Source organism: Methylobacterium sp. J-030, from assembly GCF_022829545.1.
Lineage (GTDB): Bacteria > Pseudomonadota > Alphaproteobacteria > Rhizobiales > Beijerinckiaceae > Methylobacterium.
Window position 1 is genome coordinate 46505 of sequence record NZ_JAKSYM010000084.1, and the last position, 19182, is coordinate 65686.

Below are 19182 nucleotides of genomic sequence, written 5' to 3' on the forward strand. Positions count from 1 at the left end.
GCGCATATAGCCATGAACGGATGGCGCGCCTCTTGCCTCAGAAGCGGGAGCGTAAGGGAGGAGTGGGATGGCGGCGACGGCCTTCGACGAGATGAGCGGGCTCGGCACCAGCACCGATCCGGCCGCGATCCGCGACGCCTACGGCCAGCTCAAGGCGTGGCTCGACGCGACGCCGCCCGAGCATTTCAACACCCGCCGCAGCCAGGCCGAGCTGTTGTTCCGCCGGATCGGCATAACCTTTGCGGTCTACGGCGACAACGAATCCACCGAGCGGCTGATCCCGTTCGACATCATCCCGCGGGTGATCACCAAACCGGAATGGTCGTTCCTGGAGCGCGGGCTCAAGCAGCGGGTCACCGCCATCAACCTGTTCCTGAAGGACGTGTACGGCGCTCAGGAATGCATCAAGGCCGGCATCATCCCGGCCGATCTCGTCTACCGCAACGCGCATTACCGCATGGAGATGCGCTCGTTCCGGGTGCCGCACGACCTCTACGTCCACATCGCCGGCATCGACATCGTGCGCACCGGCGAGAACGACTTCTTCGTGCTGGAGGACAATGCCCGCATCCCGTCCGGCGTCTCCTACATGCTGGAGAACCGGGAGGTGATGCTGCGCCTGTTCCCGGACCTGTTCTCGAAGCACCGGGTCGCGCCGGTGGAGAACTATCCCGATGCGCTGCTTGCAACCCTGCGCAGCCTCGCCCCGACCTCGGCCACGCGGGATCCCACCGTGGTGCTGCTGACCCCGGGACGCTACAACTCGGCCTTCTACGAGCACTCGTTCCTGGCCGACAAGCTCGGCGTCGAGCTGGTGGAGGCGTCCGACCTCTTCACCCGGGACGACGTGGTCTACATGCGCACCACCGAGGGTCCGCGGCGGGTCGACGTGATCTACCGCCGCCTCGACGACGATTTCCTGGATCCGCTGGTCTTCCGCCCGGATTCGGTGCTGGGCGTGCCCGGCCTGATGAACGCCTACGAGCGCGGTTCGGTGACCTTGGCCAACGCGGTCGGCACCGGCATCTCGGACGACAAGGCGGTCTACAGCTACATGCCGGAGATCGTGAAATTCTTCACCGGCGAGGAGCCGATCCTGCACAACGTGCCGACCTACCGCTGCCGCGAGAAGGAGGCGTTCGGATACGTGATGGACAACCTCTCCGAACTCGTCGTGAAGGAGGTCAACGGCTCGGGCGGCTACGGTATGCTGGTCGGGCCCCACGCGAGCAAGCGCGAGATCGACGACTTCGCCAAGAAGCTGAAGCATGCCCCGGACGGCTTCATCGCCCAGCCGACCCTCGCGCTCTCCACCTGCCCGACCTTCGTGGCCTCGGGGGTCGCGCCGCGGCACGTGGACCTGCGGCCGTTCGTTCTGTGCGGGGCCGACCAGATCCGCATCGTCCCGGGCGGCTTGACCCGGGTGGCGCTGAAGGAGGGCTCCCTGGTGGTCAATTCGAGCCAGGGCGGTGGTACCAAGGATACCTGGGTGCTCGACGCCTGAGATTCACGAGGACCCGACGCTCCGCGGCCCGGACCGCCTGACGTGGCTGAAAAAGAATGCTCTCCAGGACTGCCGACAACCTCTTCTGGCTCTCGCGCTACGTCGAGCGCGCCGATTTCGTCGCGCGCATCCTCGATGCGGCGCACCGCTTCGCCTCGCTGCCGACGAGCTACGGCGGCGGTGAGGGCAACGAGTGGGACTCCGCCCTCGCCTCGGCGGGCGACCCGGAGGCGTTCCGGACCCATTACAGCGCGGTCAACGCCGACACGGTCTGCGACTTCCTGGCCTTCAGCCCGCACAACCCGTCCTCGATCCGCACCTGCATCGAGGCGGCCCGGGAGAACGCCCGCTCGGTCCGCACGGCGCTGACCACCGAGATGTGGGATGCGATCAACGGCGCGTGGCTCGAACTGCGCAACTACGCCGGCAAGGACCTGAACCGCGACGAGTTCGGGCGCTTCCTCGACTGGGTGAAGACCGTCTCGCTGACCTTCGACGGCTCGGCCTTTCGCACGATGCTGCGCAACGATGCGTTCTGGTTCACCCGGCTCGGCACGGCGATCGAACGCGCGGACAACACGGCCCGCATCCTCGACGTGAAATACCAGATCCTGCTCCCCCACGACGAGACGGTCGGCGGCAGCCTCGACTACTTCCAGTGGACCACGATCCTGCGCGAGGTCTCGGCCTTCAACGCCTATCACTGGGTCTATCGGGAGAGCGTCAAGCCGCTGCTGGTGGCGGACCTGCTGATGTTGAACAAGCAAATGCCGCGCTCCTTCGCCAATTGCTACGGCGTGATCGTCGAGTATCTCGACCTGATCGCCGACGCCTATGGCCGCCGGGGACCGAGCCAGCGGCTCGCGGGCAACATGCTGGCCAAGCTTGAGGGCGAGGATATCGACCGGGTGTTCGCCTCGGGCCTGCACGAGTTCGTTCAGGCGTTCGTCGCCGAGAACAACGGGGTGGGCGAGGCCATCGCCAAGCAGTATCTGGTCGGCTGAGCAACACGGACGGGACGGCGCATGCGCATCCGCGTGGTCCACGAGACCATCTACACCTACGAGCAGCCGGCCCGCGGGCTCGTGCAGGTCCTGCGGATGACGCCCCGGGACCATGACGGGCAGTACGTGCGATCCTGGCGGATCGACACCACGGTCGACGGCCGGCTGACCGCGCGGGAGGACGGGTTCGGAAACCTCGTCCACTGGTTCACCCCGGACGAACCGGCCGAGGCCCTGACCATCCGGGTCACCGGCGCGGTCGACACCGAGGACACGCAGGGCGTCGTGCGCGGTACCATCGAGCGGCTGCCGGATCCCTTCTACCTGCGCGATACGGATCTCTGTGCGGCGAACCCCGAGCTGCACGTCTTCGCCGAGCGCGTCGCCACGGCGGGCGACGCTGCACCGTTGGCGCTGCTCCACCGCCTGATGGAGGCCGTCCCCGAAGCGGTGGCGTTCGAGCCGGGTCCGGCCGCGAACGCCGTCCCGGCCGGCAAGGCCTTCGCGGCGGGGCGGGGCATCTGCCAGGATCTGACCCACGTCTTCATCGCGGCGGCGCGCCACATCGGCATCCCGGCGCGCTACGTGGCGGGCTACCGTGCCCGGGACGACGGCGAGGCCGCGGTCGAAGCGCCGCACGGCTGGGCCGAGGCGCTGGTGCCGGATCTCGGCTGGGTCGCGTTCGATCCGTGCTTCGTCATGAGCCCGTCCGACAGCTATATCCGGATCGCCTCGGGACTCGACTATCTCAGCGCCGCGCCGATCCGCGGCAGCCGTACCGGCGGCGGCACCGAGACACTGGACGTGAAGCTCCGCGTCGAGCAAGGCAGGGCCGCAATACAGTCCTGATTCCCCCGACACCGGCCCCGGCCGCACGAGAGCCCGAAGACGATGACCTACTGCGTCGGTGTCCTGGTCGAGGACGGGCTGGTGATGGTCGCCGACACCCGCACGAATGCGGGGCTCGACGACATCTCGACCTATCGCAAGCTGCACCACTTCAACGTGCCGGGCGAGCGGGTGATGATGCTGGCCTCGGCCGGCAACCTGTCGATCACCCAGTCGGTGTTGAGCCTGCTGCAGGAGGGCGTCCCGGGCGAGGAGGACGAGCCGCCCCAGAGGCTGGTCGAGGCGCCGACCATGTTCCAGGCGGCGCAGCTCATCGGCCGGGCGATCCGTCGGGTCCGGATGATCGAGAAGGACGGGTTCGAGGCGGCCAACATCCGTTTCTCGATCTCGCTGCTGTTCGGCGGCCAGATCGGTACCGGCGAGATGCGGCTTTACCTGATCTACTCGGCGGGCAATTTCATCGAGTGCAGCATGGACGCGCCGTTCCTCCAAATCGGCGAACACAAGTACGGCAAGCCGATCCTCGACCGGGCGGTGACCTACCGGACCGATCTCTACGACGCCCTCAAGGTCAGCCTGGTCTCGATGGATTCGACCATGCGGTCGAATCTGGGCGTGGGGTTGCCGATCGACATCGCGGTGGCGCGCCGGAACGCGCTCGATCCGGAGGTGAACCACCGGATCGAAGCCGGCGAGGGCTACTTCCACGATCTGCGCGAGCGCTGGTCGGCGGCTCTGCGGGCGGCGCACCGGGCGATCCCGCGGCCGCCCTATGGGCCTTCGGAGAAGTAGCGAAGTATCACGCGGCGTGCGGAGCGTTCAGTTGGCGGCATCTCATTCACCCCCCCCTCATCCGGAGGTGCCGAAGCACAGCGAAGGCCTCGAAGAGGCCTCCAGCCTGCCGCGCGATCCCTGCAGCCCTCTCTCGTGGCCCGCTTCGCGGTCACCTCAGGATGAGGTGGATGGACCGGATCCCCGCGGTACCGGGCCTTCGCTATCCGGGTTGCCCGCGCTTTGTTCGCCCCAGGCTTGCAGCAAAGCCCGGGCGGCTGCAGCCGGATCGCCGGCCCGCATCAACCCGCCCATGATGGCGACGGCCGCCGCCCCAGCCCTCCGGCACTTCGCGACCGTGTCGGGTCCGATGCCGCCGAGCGCCACCACCGGCAGCCCAGTCCTCCGGGCGGCAACGAGGCCCCCGGAACCGAGTGCCGGCCCGTAGCCCGGCTTGCTCGCGGACGGAAAAATCGGGCTGAGCGTCACGTAATCGGCGCCCGCCGCCGCGGCCTGCGCAACCTCCTGCGGCGCGTGGACCGAGACGCCGATCCGCGCCCCCGCCCCCAGCGCGTCCCGCGCCGCCGCGATCGCTTCCGGGCCGGACCCACCGCCGAGATGCACCCCGTCGGCGCCGAGAACGCGCGTGAGCGCGACATCACCCCCAACCGTCAGGGATCCGCCTGCGGCCCTGACGCGTGCGGCCACGACCTCACCCAAGCGAAGCCGCTCCGCCGGCTCCAGGTCGCGGTCGCGGAACCAGATCCAGCGCCCGCCACCGTCCAGGATCGCCTGCACGGTCTCAGCAAGCGACCGTGCGTGGCCGTGCCGGTCCGTCACCGCCAGCAGCGGCGACGGCAGCGCCCTCACGAGCCGACGAGGCCGAGCTGCGGGCTCGACGGCTCGGCCCGGCCGCGGCGCGGGATCCGGCCGGCGCAATGCGCGTCCCGTCCCGCCTCCACGGCCCGGCGCATGGCGCGGGCCATGCGAACCGGATCGTCGGCCTTGGCGACCGCCGTGTTGATCAGGCAGGCCGAGGCGCCGAGTTCCATGGCGATCACCGCGTCCGAGGCGGTGCCGATCCCGGCATCGACCACCACCGGCACCGTCGCCCGGCGGCAGATCAGCGCGAGATTGGCCGGGTTGGCCACCCCCATCCCGGAGCCGATCAGCGAGCCCATCGGCATCACCGCCGCACAGCCGAGATCCTCCAGGCGCTGGCAGACGATCGGATCGTCGTTGCAGTAGGGCAGGACCACGAAGCCGTCATCCACGAGGTGGCGGCAAGCCTCGATCAGCTCGGCGACGTCCGGGTAGAGCGTCTCGCGGTCGCCGATCACCTCGACCTTGATCCAGTTGGTGTCGAGCGCCTCGCGGGCCAGCTCGGCGGTCATGATCGCGTCGCGGGCGGTCTCGCAGCCGGCGGTATTCGGCAGGAAGCGCTTGCCCTTCAGCATCGACACCGTGTCGGAGCCGTGGCCCTGCAGCGAGACCCGGCGGATTGAGGCGGTCACCACCTCGGCCCCGCTCGCCTCGACGGCGTCGCGCAGGATCGCCTGCGTCGGATAGCCGGCCGTGCCGATGAACAGCCGGGAGGACAGGCTCACCCCGGCGACGGTGAAGCTGTCGGTCCCGGTCTCGTGGCGCAGCGGCGTGATGGTGTGGTCCATGCTCAACCTCCCTGCATGGCGCGGACGATCTCGACGCGATCACCCTCGGCGACCGGGGTCACGCCCCAGTCCCGGCGGCGCAGCACTCGGCCGTTCAGCGCGATGGCGACGCCCTGGGGGCTCTCGATGCCCCCCTCATCCGCCTCCTGGCGGAACAGGGCGTCCACGGTCACGGCGTCGCGCTCGCGCGGCTCGCCGTTGATGAACAGCTTCATGCCGTCGCCCTCCGGGGCTCGTCTGGCCGCGCAAACCGCGCCCGGGTGAAGGGGCGGGCCACCTCCGGCAAGGCGCCCTCGGTCACCAGCGCGGCCACGGCGTCGGCGGTGACGGGGGCGAGCAGGTAGCCGTTGCGGTGATGGCCCGTGGCGGCGACGAGGCCGGGCGCCAGCGTGTCGATGATCGGCGCGTCGTCGTCCGAGGTCGGCCGGTAGCCGCTCCAGACGGACGCGACCTCCATCTCCTCGATCCCGGGCAACACCCGGCGCGCGCCTTCGAGCAGCGCGTAGAGGCCGCCCGCGGTGATGCCGGGGCTGAAGCCGCAATCCTCCACGGTGGCGCCGACGATGAGCTGCCCATCGCTCTTCGGGGCCATGTGGACCTGTTCGGTCCAGACCATCCGGCCGAGCGTGCCCGTGCGGGCCGTAGTGCGCAGGGCCAGGGACTGGCCCTTCAGCGGCCGCACCGGCAGGGACAACGTGTCGGGGAGCAGCCCGCCCTCCCCGCTCCAGGCGCCGGAGGCTAGAATCACGGTCCCGGCCTTGAGGTCGTGATCGCCCACGCGAAGGCCCGCGATGCGGCCCCCCGACCAGTCGAGGGCGGTGACCGGGGCATGCTCGATCAGGGAGACGCCGGTGCGCCGGCAGGCCTCCGCCAGGGCAGCCATCACGCGGCATGGATCGACCTGATGATCCATCGGGCAGTGGATCCCGGCGGTGACCGAGGGGCGCAGGCCCGGCTCCAGGCGCCGGACCTCGCTGCCGGGCAGCCACGTCGCATCGAGCCCCGAGCGGCGCTGGAGATCGTAGCGGAAGCGCAGGCGCTCGACCTCATCGCGGCCGACCGCCAGGACCAGCGTGCCGTCCGGGCGGTAATCGATCGCCAGGCCGGCCTCGGCCTCCAGGGCATCGCGGAAGGCCGGCCAGCGGCGCAGCGAGTCGAGGGCGAGCGGCAGAAGCGGATCGGAGCCCGGCTCGTGCTCGGCGGCGGGCGCCAGCATGCCGGTGGCGGCGAGGCTCGCCCCCGCGCCGATCGTCTCGCGTTCCAGCACGGTGACGGAATGGCCCGCGCGGGCGAGCCGCCACGCGATCGACAGGCCGATCAGCCCGCCGCCGACGACCGCGATGTCGGTGGCGTCGGGTCGAAGGGCCTGCTTGACCGCGACTGCGGGGCCGCGGCGGTGTCCGATCGGTGACGGGGGGCGGTCCAGGGACACGCGTCTCTCCACAGGGTTCCGACGTGGAGATCGGGCCGGGGCTTCGGTGAGAAGCTGTGGCCTGCCCTGCGGGCGGCCGAGGTCCAATCCCTACGCCGGTGTGAGCCGGATCAGGTTCGAAGGATTTCCGCGCCGCAGGTCCTGACGGACGTGCCAGCGGTTTCTCAGCCCCTTGCCGGGGATCTCCCTGGAACACGTGAGATTTGGGCGTCCGCGCGCCGCCGGTCAACCCCGCCTCCGGGATAAGGCCTCGTCTCGGGCGACAATCCGGGATTGCGGTCACGGTCTGGATACCAAACCCGAGGGATTGGGTTTTCTCGACGCCGCCTCCGTGATCTGTGCGCATGATCCCTTCATGGGTCTGCGGTGTCATCGCTCGGACCCTGGGTATTTCCCCGTTCGGCAGCCTCTCCACGTCACAGGCGGACCTGCGTGCGCACCATCCTGCTCGTCTGCACGCTCGGCTTTCTGGGCGTGATGGCCGTCCAGAAGCTGCGGGAGGGCCTGCGCCCGGCCCCGGTCGCCCTGCTCGTCGCGTCGCCGCCCGAGCTGGTCCTCCAAGCCACCGTGTCAGCAGGCGTGGCGCTCCAGGCGGGCCGCAACGGCCACTTCTTCGTCAACGCCCTGCTGGACGGCCGCACGCTGCCGATGATGGTCGATACCGGTGCGAGCGCCTGCGCTTTCTCGGAGGAAGATGCCGCGCGGATTGGGATCCGGGTCGATCCGGCGGATTTCACGCGCGTCTGGAACACGGCGAACGGGCCGGTGCGCGTCGCGCCGATCCGGATCGCGGTCGTGCAGATCGGTTCGATTACGGTGCGGGACGTGGAAGCCGTGGTGATCCCGCGGGGGCTCCTCGCGACCAGCCTGCTGGGGATGTCGTTCCTCAGGCGACTGCACGACTTCAGCGTCGCCGGCAGCACGATGACGCTCCGGGGCTGAGCGCACCCGACCCGGTCCGATGGGCCTGTTAGCTATGTATCGGTCTGAGGCACGGCCGAAGACCCGTCACTTGCACCATCTTGAACCGATGCTCGTTTGCTTTATTTCCGGCATTTCTGCTATCAAATGGCGATAAACGCGCAATTACTTTTTCAAAATTTCAAACAAACCACTGTATATCTATTATTTTGCTCCGTCAGAACGGCGTGTTAGGCTTCGCGATGATTTTCGTGAGACTCGAAAGCGAATGCGCAGGGCGGACCGATGACAAAGAAAGCCGGTCAGACGATCTGTTTGTCGATGATCGTCAAGAATGAGGCGCACGTTATACGACGATGTCTGGATTCGGTCCGCCCGATCATCGATCACTGGGTCGTCGTCGATACGGGGTCTACGGATGGAACCCAGGACATCGTCCGCGCGGCAATGGCCGACATGCCGGGCGTCCTTGTCGAGCGGCCATGGGTCGACTTCGCTTTCAATCGAAACGAGGCCCTGAAGCTCGCGCGGCGCCACGCGGATTACGTGTTGATCATCGACGCCGATGACGAACTGATTATCCCCGAAGGCTTCACGATGCCGAAGCTGCGCGATTCCGGGTATCAATTCCAAATAATTGACGAACATACGCGATACTGGCGAACCCAGCTTGTAAACAGTAGAAAGAACTGGCGCTATCGCGGAGTTCTACATGAATTTCTGTTCCGTCCCGGTGAATGCGAAGTGCCTATCCTTTCCCTTGCCATGCGGCGGGGCGATGATGGCGCGCGACACCGCGACAAGACGGTGCATGCACGGGACATTGAAATTCTCAAGCAGGCGTTGACGGTCGAGACGGACCCCATGATGATCGCGCGGTACACGATGTACCTCGGGTCCACCTATGATGCAGCCATGGAATATCGGAATGCTTTCGACTGCTTTCTGAAGCGAGCCGATCTCGGTGGCTGGGATGAAGAAATCTATTTCAGCTTACTTATGGCCGCCGTCAACGCGGAGCGCCTCGATGAGCCCGCCGACAGGGTTTTGCAGCTTTACGAGCGCGCAACCTCCGTCCGTCCGGCGCGAGCGGAGGCGCGCCACGGCGCCAGCCGATTCTGTCGGCGGATGAAACGTTTCCCGGAGGGATATCGGTATGCCGAAGCGGGCCTCGCCCTTACACTTCCGAGCGAGGGATTGTCGCTCAACCCGTGGGTTTACAATTATGGGTTGCTCGAAGAGTACGCCGCCAACGCCTACTACATCGGCCAATGCGGCGTCTGTGCCCATGCGTGCCTGGAAATCCTGGGGCGAACGGACGTTCCGACTGATGTCATCGCAACCGTCAGCGCATTGGCGCGGGAGGTGACGGCGAAGATGATCGATCCTGTTTGGGGATGTCAGCAAGCTCCCTACGCGTCGACGTATGTGCCGGCGTACGGAACTGAAAGCATCGCCATCGGCAGCAGGTCAGAGATCACCCGGAGGTCGGAACAGTTCAGTCACGCTTGCGCGGCCGCAGGAACTTCGGCCGGAACACCGCCATCGGCTCCCGGAACCCGTCCAGCGTATGCTCGCCGAGGGGAATCGGATCCCCCCAGAGGAAATCGACGAACGGCTTCGACATCAGCAGTGGCTCACCCAGGATGCGGTTGAGCTGCGCCAACCGGCTCGCGAGGTTCACGTCCCGGCCGATCACCGTGAAGTCGAGCCGGGAGCCCGAGCCGACGTTGCCGTAAGCGGCCTCGCCGTGATGGAGCGCGATGCCGGCCGCTACCGGCACCGGGAACTGGTGCAGGGCGTTGGCCTCGTCGAGGGCCGCGAGCGCGTGCTGGGCGGCCGTCAGCGCCCCCTTGGCGGCGCCGCCGAGATCGTCGCCGGACTCACGGAAGATCGCCAGCAGACCGTCGCCGAGGTACTTCAGCACCTCGCCGCCCTCGCGCTCGATCGGCGGCACGAGGCAATCGAAGAATACGTTGAGCAGGCCCACCACCTCCTCGGGAGTCATGTCGGCGGAGGTGCGGGTGTAGTCGCGCATGTCGGCGAACAGGATCGCCGAGCGGATCCGCGTGACCTGCCCGCGGCGGATGTCGCCCGCTAGGATCGCCCGGTGCGGCTCGTCGCCGACGTAGAGGCGCAGCACGTGGTCGAGCTGCTTGTTGAGGACGCGCATCTCCATCACGGCGGCCAGCGCCGGCATGACGAAGCGCAGGATCGCGATGTCGTCGTCCCCGAAACCCTCCGAGGCCCGGGTGGCGAAGGTGATGCCGTTCTTGGTGCCGTTGGTGAAGAACAGGGGCGCCACGACGTAGGCGGTGTAGCCGCTGGCCTTCAGGTCCGGGATGATCGCGAAGGCGTCGTCCGGGGTCTCGGCGATGTCGAGGATCAGCCATTCCCCGGTCTCATGGACCGTGTGGAACGGGCTGTTGAGGTAGGCGTCGGTCGAGCGCGCGCCATGCGGGAACAGCCGGACCGTGGTGCCCCCGTCCCGCGTCCAGATCCGGCCGACGCCGGCATACTCCGAATGCAGGGTGTCGATCGCCGTGGAGGCGCGGTCCACCGGGACGCCGATGGCGATCAGGCGCTCGGCGAGGCCTTCGAGCATCGCCTCGGCCTTTTCCAGCCGCGCGCCCTCGCCGAGCAGCCAGTCGCGGATGCCCACGGAGGGCTGGATCGCGCCGAAGGGGACGTCATCGGCCTCGGTGCCGTCCGCGAAGGCCGTCGGCAGACCGGGCGTGGGCGGGCGGCGTTCGAGCATGGCGCCAGTATGATGCCGCGCGGTCGCGCGGTCGAAGGGCAGGCGCCGCGGCTCGTGCCGCGGCGGGGGCTCAGTTGTCCAGGAAGCTCCTCAGCTTCCGGCTGCGCGAGGGATGCTTCAGCTTGCGCAGGGCCTTGGCCTCGATCTGGCGGATGCGCTCGCGGGTCACCGAGAATTGCTGGCCGACCTCTTCGAGGGTGTGGTCGGTGTTCATGCCGATGCCGAAGCGCATGCGCAGCACCCGCTCCTCGCGGGGGGTGAGCGAGGCAAGAACCCGCGTCGTGGTCTCGCGCAGGTTCGACTGGATCGCCGCGTCGATCGGCAGGACGACGTTCTTGTCCTCGATGAAGTCGCCGAGATGGCTGTCCTCCTCGTCGCCGATCGGCGTCTCGAGGGAGATCGGCTCCTTGGCGATTTTCAGAACTTTTCGCACTTTCTCCAGCGGCATGGCCAATTTCTCGGCCAGCTCCTCCGGGGTCGGCTCGCGGCCGATCTCGTGCAGCATCTGGCGCGACGTGCGGACGATCTTGTTGATCGTCTCGATCATGTGCACCGGGATGCGGATGGTGCGCGCCTGATCGGCGATCGAGCGGGTGATCGCCTGCCGGATCCACCACGTGGCGTAGGTCGAGAACTTGTAGCCGCGGCGGTACTCGAACTTGTCCACGGCCTTCATCAGGCCGATGTTGCCCTCCTGGATCAGGTCCAGGAACTGCAGGCCGCGGTTCGTGTACTTCTTGGCGATCGAGATCACGAGGCGCAGGTTCGCCTCGATCATCTCCTTCTTGGCCTGCCGGGCCTCGCGCTCGCCCTTCTGGACCATGTTGACGATGCGGCGGTACTCGCCGATCTCGAGGCCCGTCTCGGAGGCGAGGTCGAGGATCTGCGCGCGCAGCTCGCCGACCTGCTTCGAGCCCTTCTCGACCAGGTTCTTCCAGCCCTTGCCGCCCAGCGTGCCGACCCGCTCCATCCAGTTCGGATCAAGCTCGTAGCCCTGGTAGTGGCGCAGGAACTCGTCGCGGGCGACGCCGTGGCTCTCAGCGAAGCGCATCAGCCGGCCCTCGTGGCCGATCAGCTGCTTGTTGATCGAGTAGAGCTGGCCGACCAGGGCCTCGATCCGGTTGTTGTTGAGGGAGAGCGACTTCACGTCGGCGACGACGGTGTCCTTCAGCTCGGCCTGCTTCTGGTTCTGGGCCGGGGTGTTCTGCGTGCCGGCGGCCTTGCGCTCGGTCCCCTCGATCTGAAGCTTGCGCAGCTTCCGGTAGTTCGCCGCGATGGAGTCGAACGTCTCGAGCACGCGCGGCTTGATCTCCGCCTCCATGGCGGCGAGCGAGACGTTGTTCTCCAGGTCGTCCTCGTCGTCGCCACCCTCGGGCAGGGCCGGCGCCTCGGCCTCCTCGGTCTCCTCGCCCTCGGCGATCTGCGGCGCGTTCTTGCCGTCCGGCCCGGCGTAGGTCGCCTCCAGATCGATGATGTCGCGCAGGAGGACCTTGCCCTCCACCAGCTCGTCCCGCCAGATGATGATCGCCTGGAAGGTGAGCGGGCTCTCGCAGAGGCCCGCGATCATCGCCTCGCGGCCGGCCTCGATGCGCTTGGCGATGGCGATCTCGCCCTCGCGGGACAGGAGTTCCACCGAGCCCATCTCGCGCAGGTACATGCGCACCGGGTCGTCGGTGCGGTCGGTCGGCTCCTTGGTGGTGGTGGCGACCGTGACGGCGCGCGCGGGGGCGACCTCGGCGACCTCGCCGCTTTCGGCCTCCTCCTCGTCACCCTCGCCGGCGGACTTCTCGGCCGCGGCCTCGTCGGTCTCCTCGGCCTCGACGACGTTGATGCCCATCTCGGAGAGCTGGGACAGCACGTCCTCGAGCTGGTCCGGATCGGACTGGCCCTCGGGCAGAACCTCGTTGACCTCCTCGTAGGTCACGTAGCCGCGCTTCTTGGCGAGCTTCACCATCCGCTTGACCGAAGCATCCGTCAGGTCGAGGAGCGGCCCGTCGGTCTGCTGCTCGGGGGCAGCGTCCGTCTCGTCCCGTTCCGTTGCCTTCGTCGCCATGATCAGCCTATTGTTTCGTGGGCGGCGCGCTGCGGAGGCCCCTGAAAGGCCGGTCCACGCCAGCGGCACCGCGGTACGGGATCGGCGCCGGATTGCTCCGTCGCCTTGAGTCGTCGGTATCCGTATGCAAGCCTGAGGCTTGACCGATTGTTAACTATGGCGAGCCGCTCCCGATCGCCAGCCATAACGCCATGACACAGCCGTCACTCGGCCGTCGAGTCGCTCGACACCGGCAGGTCGGCCTCAGCCTCGGCGGCGATGACGGTCTCGAGCCTCGCCTTCACTTCGCAGAGCCATGCCCAACCGGCATCGGTCGGATCGTTCTCAAACGCCTGCCGTGCATCGCGAAGTTCGCTATGTAGCGCTCCTGCCTGCCGGTGCAAGATCATCGCCTGCCGGAGGGCGTCCGTACGCTGTGCCGGATCCGCATGCGGGGCCAGGGTCGTGCGGTCCCGCGAGCGCGCCAGCGCCAGGATCCGCCCGGAGGCCGCGGCGAGTCCGGCGCGAGTGATGCGATTTTGCAACACATCCGGATCCGTGTGCGGATCCTCGGCGGCGCTGCCGAGCAGGACCGACAGAAGCGCCTGCGCATCCGGGTCCTCGAAATCGAGTTCGGCGATCTCCTCGGCGAAGTCGGCGAGCATCTCGGGATGCGCGAGCAGCGTGCCGACGATCATCGCCTCGCGGACCGACGCGGCGCCGGTGAAGCCCGCCGAGGCCGTCACCGACGGGCTCGGACTGCCGGTAATTCGGGGGGAGATCGGCTCGCCAGGCTTGACGAAGCGGGGGCGGCCGCGGGCGCCCGGCTCCGCGGCCCGGCGCCCGCGCGGCGACAGGCTGCGGAACCGCTCCTCGATCTCGTCGCGGTAGTAGCGCCGGACGGTCTCGTCGCGGATCGTGGCGACGGTGGCCCGCAGCGTCTGCGTCAGGCCCGCGCGCCGTTCGGGCGTGTCGATCGGTCCGGCCTCGACGGCGCGCCGCCAGAGCAATTCGGAGAGCGGCAGGGCGGCCGCCAGCACCTGATCGATTGCGCCGGGGCCGCCCGAGCGCAGCAGGTCGTCGGGATCCTGGCCGCCGGGCAGCAGCGCGATTCGCAGCGACCGACCCGGCTCCAGCAGCGGCAGTGCGATGTCGAGGGCGCGGAAGGCCGCCCGCTGGCCGGCCTTGTCGCCGTCGAAGCACAGGATCGGCTCGTCGGCGTGCCGCCAGAGCAGGCCGAGCTGATCCTCGGTGAGCGCGGTGCCGAGCGGGGCCACCGTCTCGGGGTGCCCGGCGAGCGTCATCGCGATGACGTCGACGTAGCCCTCCACCGCGATGATCGAGCTGCGCTCGTGGGCGGCCTTGCGCGCGCCGTGGAGGTTGTAGAGCGTCCGGCCCTTGTGGAAGAGCGGCGTCTCGGGGGAGTTCAGGTACTTGGCGCGCACGTCCTTCGAGAGCGCCCGCCCGCCGAAGGCCACCACCCGCCCGCGTGTGTCAGTGATCGGAAACATCACCCGGTCGCGAAAATAGTCGTACGGAACCGAGACGCTCTCCCCGGCCGCCAGCAACCCCATCTCGATCATCAGGTCCTTGTCGACGCCCTGCCCGGCGAGATGATCGCGCAGGGCGTAGCGGTCGTTCGGGGCGTAGCCCAGGCGGAAGGCCTGCTGGGTCTCGCGGCTGAGCGCGCGCCGTTCGAGATAGGCGCGGGCTTCCGCGCCCTGATTCGAGAGCAGCCGCGCCTCGAACCAGCGGGCGGCCATCTCCATCACCTCGGTGGCGCCGGCGCGCTTCGTCTCGGCGGCGCGGCTGTCCTCGGTCGGCGCAGGCAGGCTGACGCCCGCCTCCCCGGCCAGCCGTTCCACGGCCTCGGGGAAGCTCAGGCCCTCCGTCTCCATCAGGAAGGTGAAGATGTCGCCGTGCTTGGAGGACGAGAAGCAGTGGTAGAACTGCTTCTGGTCGTTCACGTAGAAGGACGGGGTCTTCTCGGCGTTGAACGGCGACAGGCCGCGCCATTCCCGACCGGCCTTCTTGAGCTGCACCCGCCGCCCCACCACCGACGAGGCCGGTAGCCGGGCACGGATCTCTTCCAGGATGTGGGACGGATAGCGCACGGGGCCTGGGTGGGTTTCGCGACCGCCGATTATAGCGCGCCGAACACCGCGGAGTCCCGATCGTTGTCCCAGCCGCGTCCCGGATCGGGGATTGCGGGGACAGCGTGACCGGCTTCGCTCAACCCTTCGACGCCAGCGCCGCCTTCACGAGCCCGCTCGACTTGCCGAAATCCATGCGGCCGGCATAGGCGCCCTTCAGGGCGCTGATCACCTTGCCCATGTCCTTCGGGCCGACGGCGCCGGTCTCCGTGATCGCCGCCTCGATCGCCGCTTTCGTCTCGGCCTCGTCCATCTGCGTCGGCAGGAAGCGCTCGATGATGGCGATCTCGGCGCGCTCGTTGGCGGCGAGTTCCGGGCGGCCGCCCTGCTCGTAGACACCGGCTGATTCGGTTCGCTGCTTGATCATCTTCTGGAGCAGCGACAGGATCTCCTCGTCGGCGATCGGCTCCTTGCCGTTGCCGCGGGCCTCGATGTCCCGGTCCTTCAGGGCGGCCTGGATCATCCGGACGGTGGCAAGCTTCTCCTTGTCGCCGGCCTTCATGGCCTCCTTCATCTCGGTGGTGAAGCGCGCGCGCAGCATCTCGGTGAACCTTCCAACAGGCGACATACGGGCTGGCCTGCGATTTGCGGATCTTGAGCCCGGCGGGAGGCGGAGCCACATTGACCCCATCGCGGGCCGCTCGCTAAGAGCGCTGCACACGATCATGCCGCAAGCCGAGAGCGCCGCACCCTGGCGCCCGCCTTCGGTCGGACATAAGCGAGACCCACCCCATGCTGCAAGACGCCGCCGCGCCCGCCCCCAAGGCCCCGGCGCCCGAGCCCTGGGCCGAGCCGGTCGCCACGGCCTTGCTGGTCCTGGCCGACGGCACGGTCCTGGAGGGTTTCGGCATCGGCCAGACCGGCATCGCCGACGGCGAAGTCTGCTTCAATACGGCGATGACGGGCTATCAGGAGATCCTGACCGATCCGTCCTATGCCGGGCAGATCGTCACCTTCACCTTTCCGCATATCGGCAATGTCGGCACCAACGACGAGGATCTGGAGAGCCTTGAGGCGGCCCCGGCCTCCGGCGTGCGCGGCACCGTGATCGCTTCGGCGGTGACCAAGCCGTCGAGCTGGCGCTCGTCCTCACACCTCGACGGCTGGTTGAAGGCCCGCGGCATCGTCGGCATCACCGGGGTCGACACGCGGGCGCTCACCGCCCGGATCCGCGACCAGGGCATGCCCAACGCCGTGATCGCCAACGACCCGCAAGGCCGGTTCGACCGTGAGGCCCTGAAGGCCCGCGCCGCCGCGCTCGCGCCGATGGAAGGGCTGGATCTCGTGCCGCCGGTGACGAGCCGGGCGCCGTCCGAATGGTCGGAGACCGTCTGGGCGCTGGGCAACGGCTACGGCAAGCGGGCTTCCGGCGAGGGCTTGAAGGTCGTGGCGATCGATTACGGCGTGAAGCGCAACATCCTGCGGCTGCTCGCCCAGGCCGGCTGCGACGTCACCGTGGTGCCGGCGACCACGACGGCCGAAGAGATCCTGGCGCTGAAGCCGGATGGCGTGTTCCTGTCGAACGGCCCGGGTGATCCGGCCGCGACCGGCGCCTACGCGGTGCCGGTGATCCGCCAGCTGCTCGACGCGAAGGTGCCGACCTTCGGCATCTGCCTCGGGCACCAGCTGATGGGTCTGGCGCTCGGCGGCCGCACCGTGAAGATGGGCCAGGGCCACCATGGGGCCAACCACCCGGTGAAGGACAAGACCACCGGCAAGGTCGAGATCGTCTCGATGAACCACGGCTTCGCGGTGGACCCGGCGAGCCTGCCGGAGACGGCGGTCGAAACCCACGTCTCGCTGTTCGACGGCTCGAATTGCGGCCTGACCCTCATCGACCGCCCGGCCTTCTCGGTGCAGCACCACCCGGAAGCCTCGCCCGGCCCGCGCGACAGCCACTACCTGTTCGAGCGGTTCGTGACGCTGATGCGTTCGGGCGAGCCGGAGCGGGCATAATCCGCGGCATCGCTTACGAGTTCGGTCACACGCGTAACAAGACCGCATGGCGCATTCGCGCCCTGCGGAATGATCGGTCAATCCGTCATCCGTCCCAATTAAGGTCCAGGACGTAGAACGACGACAGGGTGGTGCTCATCCCACGCCATACCGTGTCGGCTATCGGACTGCGGAGCGGCGCAGTTCCTCGGCACCGTGATTCTCCGGACCGCGATAGGAGAGCGCGGCGCCCTTCTCCTGGTCGGAGAGCGTCGCGAAGAAGCCGATCATGGGACGCGGCGTCGGGGTCACCTGTTCTGGCTCACGGCGACGCGCGTGACCGGACAGCACGCGACAAGCACTGTAGGCGAGGTTGGCGAGGACGCGTGTCATAGGATGTTCCTCACGTAATATGCGGGCGCACCCTCAAGGCTTACAAGAGCGAAACCGTACCTGTCGCGGTAGAGCGCGGCAAGCGTCTCGTTCGCCGGCTCAACGCGGATTTGGCTCCGTCCGATCCCTTGCGCGTACAGCGCCGAGGCTTCCAAGGCGATGAGCGCCCGCCGCCCGATGAGCGGACAATCCGGGCGCGGGTCGCCTTCGAGGAAACGAAGCGTGACTGCGCGACTGCTCGGCACGGCAAATCCGAGTCCGCACAACCGATCGTCGCCGACCCAAATGGCGAGCGAGAGAGCGTCTGGCTCGTTGCGATTGCGTCGATGGATCTCCGGCCAGTCCCAGCCCGCATCCGGATGTCGAGCTGCGGAAAGCCATTGCGTTTCATAAGCATGGCGCGCTCGCTCACCCCAAGCCGTCAGATGAAATGTCACTCCGAGCGGGCCCTGAAGATTTCGACTTGCCAGTCGCCGGGCTTCGTCCTGCCGAACGGCGTATCGCTGCTTCGCCGCGGCGAAGGAAGACAACGATGCTCTCCGCTTATGACGATAGAGGTCTCGGTCTCAACGCTTACGTGATCCGAGGTCGTGCAACAATGCTTTGACCACCTTGCACAACCCGTAGCTGATCAAGCCGCCGCACCGTAAGTCCGGTGCTGTGACGCCTTGGTCACCACAGCTGGAAGCGCTCGGAACAGTCCTGGGCCGCAATCCCATTCGGGCCCCGCCGGGGCCATAAAATCCGCCGATTCCTCCGGCTTAAGACCGCCCATGACGGCCTGTGGACGGCGGTGCATTGGCGCCCGCCGGCACCGGCTCCGTCGGAGGGGAATGCCGGATGACCATCGACGAGGCGCGCGACGACTTCTCCCGCCTGCACCGCACCTTCACGTTCCATCTCGGCGTCGCCGTTGGCCTGTCCTGGGTCACCGCCCTCACCGCGGCCGTCTACGCCCCGTGGGTGCGCAACATCCGGGCGCTGATAGACCCCGCCGGCGGCCTCGACCGGGTCGAGAGCACCATGTCGTACCTGTTCGCCCTGCCGGCGGTTCTCGCCCTGGCCTGGGTGTCGCTGTATTTCGGCCGCGAGGCCCTGCGCCGGGCGCAGACGCTCTCGAACGTCGCCGTCGAGTTCGCCGCCGCCGCACTGGTGGCATTCGGCGTGTTCTACCTGTCGATCGACCGGGCCGTGGCTGCCCTTTACGCAGGATTCTAAGACGAGGCGGCGCGCGGCGCCCCGGCCATCGTCATTGCACCTTGTCGAGCAGCGGCTCGAAGCGCTTGGCGGCCAGCTTGCCGTGCTGGACCGCCTTGGCGGCCTCCAGGTTCTCCGGCTTGTCGCCGACCTGAATCAGGCCGACCATGCCCAAGATGTCGTGCTGCGCGCATTTGAAGCCGTAGAGGCCGGCCTTGTCGACGGTCACCGCCACCTCTTTGCCGACCACGGTCTTGAAGGGCGGCGCGTCCTCCGGCGCCATGCTCTTGATGAGTTCGACGTTGTGGCCCTTGTCGGTCGGCACGAATCGGATCGTGTCGCCGGGCTGAATCTTCACGTAGGCGGGATCGAAGACCATCCTCCCGCCGGGGTCGCTGTTCAACGTCGTCACGATGGTTTCCGTGGTGTTCGCCCCCAAGATCGAGCCGATCAGCAAAGCTGCGGCTCCCACGGATTCCCTGATCATTGTCAGTCTCGAATTATTATGATGTCGATCTACGGAAATGACGATCGTTCGAGCCTGACGGATCGCGTTCGAGGCC

The 19182-nt window shown here is 67.9% G+C and carries 18 protein-coding genes, 1 pseudogene and 1 riboswitch; of the genes and pseudogenes, 8 read left to right on the plus strand and 11 right to left on the minus strand.

All coding sequences use genetic code 11. The features are described 5' to 3' along the window. Nucleotides 1-67 precede the first annotated feature (67 nt). The 4 genes from MKK75_RS05095 to MKK75_RS05110 are packed head-to-tail and all read left to right on the plus strand — an operon-like array spanning nucleotide 68 to nucleotide 4149. Complete coding sequence (locus MKK75_RS05095; RefSeq protein ID WP_244041542.1) at nucleotides 68-1504, plus strand: circularly permuted type 2 ATP-grasp protein; 1437 nt, start codon at nucleotides 68-70, stop codon at nucleotides 1502-1504. Nucleotides 1505-1560: 56 nt separating this feature from the next. Beyond that, nucleotides 1561-2508 carry an alpha-E domain-containing protein gene (locus MKK75_RS05100; RefSeq protein ID WP_244041543.1) on the plus strand — a complete coding sequence of 316 codons (948 nt, stop codon included), beginning with the start codon at nucleotides 1561-1563 and terminating at the stop codon, nucleotides 2506-2508. 21 nt (nucleotides 2509-2529) lie between these two features. Next, entirely contained in the window at nucleotides 2530-3357 is an 828-nt protein-coding gene (locus tag MKK75_RS05105; protein WP_244041544.1) for a transglutaminase family protein, read from the plus strand. Nucleotides 3358-3399: 42 nt separating this feature from the next. Further along, nucleotides 3400-4149 (plus strand): peptidase, encoded by a 750-nt coding sequence (locus MKK75_RS05110; protein WP_244041545.1) that lies wholly within the window; start codon nucleotides 3400-3402, stop codon nucleotides 4147-4149. Between the two features lie 156 nt (nucleotides 4150-4305). Here the strand turns inward: MKK75_RS05110 and MKK75_RS05115 are convergent, their stop codons facing one another. The 4 genes from MKK75_RS05115 to thiO are packed head-to-tail and all read right to left on the minus strand — an operon-like array spanning nucleotide 4306 to nucleotide 7230. Beyond that, nucleotides 4306-4998 carry a thiamine phosphate synthase gene (locus MKK75_RS05115; protein WP_244041546.1) on the minus strand — a complete coding sequence of 231 codons (693 nt, stop codon included), beginning with the start codon at nucleotides 4996-4998 and terminating at the stop codon, nucleotides 4306-4308. Further along, entirely contained in the window at nucleotides 4995-5798 is an 804-nt protein-coding gene (locus tag MKK75_RS05120) for a thiazole synthase (RefSeq protein ID WP_244041547.1), read from the minus strand. Before MKK75_RS05120 ends, MKK75_RS05115 begins: the two co-directional genes overlap by 4 nt. Nucleotides 5799-5800: 2 nt before the next feature. Beyond that, nucleotides 5801-6013 (minus strand): sulfur carrier protein ThiS, encoded by a 213-nt coding sequence (gene thiS, locus MKK75_RS05125; protein WP_244041548.1) that lies wholly within the window; start codon nucleotides 6011-6013, stop codon nucleotides 5801-5803. Further along, nucleotides 6010-7230, minus strand: coding sequence for a glycine oxidase ThiO (gene thiO, locus MKK75_RS05130; protein WP_244041549.1), 1221 nt, complete (start codon nucleotides 7228-7230; stop codon nucleotides 6010-6012). Before thiO ends, thiS begins: the two co-directional genes overlap by 4 nt. Nucleotides 7231-7299: 69 nt before the next feature. Beyond that, a riboswitch (TPP riboswitch) is annotated at nucleotides 7300-7428 on the minus strand. Nucleotides 7429-7662: 234 nt separating this feature from the next. Between thiO and MKK75_RS05135 the strand changes: the two genes are divergently transcribed. Both MKK75_RS05135 and MKK75_RS05140 read left to right on the plus strand, forming a co-directional pair. Then, nucleotides 7663-8172, plus strand: a complete 510-nt coding sequence (locus tag MKK75_RS05135; RefSeq protein ID WP_244041550.1) for a TIGR02281 family clan AA aspartic protease — start codon at nucleotides 7663-7665, stop codon at nucleotides 8170-8172. A gap of 300 nt (nucleotides 8173-8472) precedes the next feature. Continuing rightward, a pseudogene (locus MKK75_RS05140) lies at nucleotides 8473-8727 on the plus strand (glycosyltransferase); the annotation flags it as partial. Nucleotides 8728-9649: 922 nt separating this feature from the next. On the opposite strand, the gene MKK75_RS05145 reads toward MKK75_RS05140, so the two are convergent. The 4 genes from MKK75_RS05145 to MKK75_RS05160 form a co-directional block, all read right to left on the minus strand. Continuing rightward, the gene (locus MKK75_RS05145; protein WP_244041551.1) at nucleotides 9650-10909 is read right to left on the minus strand and encodes an adenylate/guanylate cyclase domain-containing protein; all 1260 of its coding nucleotides are present in this window, start codon (nucleotides 10907-10909) and stop codon (nucleotides 9650-9652) included. 70 nt (nucleotides 10910-10979) lie between these two features. Then, nucleotides 10980-12962 carry an RNA polymerase sigma factor RpoD gene (gene rpoD, locus MKK75_RS05150; RefSeq protein ID WP_244041552.1) on the minus strand — a complete coding sequence of 661 codons (1983 nt, stop codon included), beginning with the start codon at nucleotides 12960-12962 and terminating at the stop codon, nucleotides 10980-10982. Nucleotides 12963-13165: 203 nt separating this feature from the next. Further along, a complete protein-coding gene (gene dnaG, locus MKK75_RS05155; RefSeq protein WP_244041553.1) occupies nucleotides 13166-15055 on the minus strand; it encodes a DNA primase in 1890 nt (629 codons plus the stop codon). A 118-nt stretch (nucleotides 15056-15173) separates the two neighbouring features. Then, the gene (locus MKK75_RS05160) at nucleotides 15174-15635 is read right to left on the minus strand and encodes a GatB/YqeY domain-containing protein (protein ID WP_244041554.1); all 462 of its coding nucleotides are present in this window, start codon (nucleotides 15633-15635) and stop codon (nucleotides 15174-15176) included. A gap of 191 nt (nucleotides 15636-15826) precedes the next feature. Here MKK75_RS05160 and carA point away from each other — a divergent pair, with 191 nt between their 5' ends. Next, the gene (gene carA, locus MKK75_RS05165) at nucleotides 15827-17050 is read left to right on the plus strand and encodes a glutamine-hydrolyzing carbamoyl-phosphate synthase small subunit (protein WP_244041555.1); all 1224 of its coding nucleotides are present in this window, start codon (nucleotides 15827-15829) and stop codon (nucleotides 17048-17050) included. Nucleotides 17051-17209: 159 nt separating this feature from the next. Here the strand turns inward: carA and MKK75_RS05170 are convergent, their stop codons facing one another. Further along, nucleotides 17210-17422: a hypothetical protein gene (locus MKK75_RS05170; protein ID WP_244041556.1), complete on the minus strand. Its 213-nt coding sequence runs from the start codon at nucleotides 17420-17422 to the stop codon at nucleotides 17210-17212. Next, nucleotides 17419-17952: a hypothetical protein gene (locus MKK75_RS05175; protein WP_244041557.1), complete on the minus strand. Its 534-nt coding sequence runs from the start codon at nucleotides 17950-17952 to the stop codon at nucleotides 17419-17421. The genes MKK75_RS05170 and MKK75_RS05175 overlap by 4 nt, the downstream gene beginning before the upstream one ends. A gap of 310 nt (nucleotides 17953-18262) precedes the next feature. Here MKK75_RS05175 and MKK75_RS05180 point away from each other — a divergent pair, with 310 nt between their 5' ends. Beyond that, the gene (locus MKK75_RS05180; RefSeq protein ID WP_244041558.1) at nucleotides 18263-18640 is read left to right on the plus strand and encodes a hypothetical protein; all 378 of its coding nucleotides are present in this window, start codon (nucleotides 18263-18265) and stop codon (nucleotides 18638-18640) included. Between the two features lie 31 nt (nucleotides 18641-18671). Here MKK75_RS05180 and MKK75_RS05185 read toward each other — a convergent pair whose 3' ends face one another. Next, on the minus strand, nucleotides 18672-19106 hold the full coding sequence (locus MKK75_RS05185; protein WP_244041559.1) for a pseudoazurin: 435 nt from the start codon (nucleotides 19104-19106) through the stop codon (nucleotides 18672-18674). Nucleotides 19107-19182: the final 76 nt, after the last annotated feature.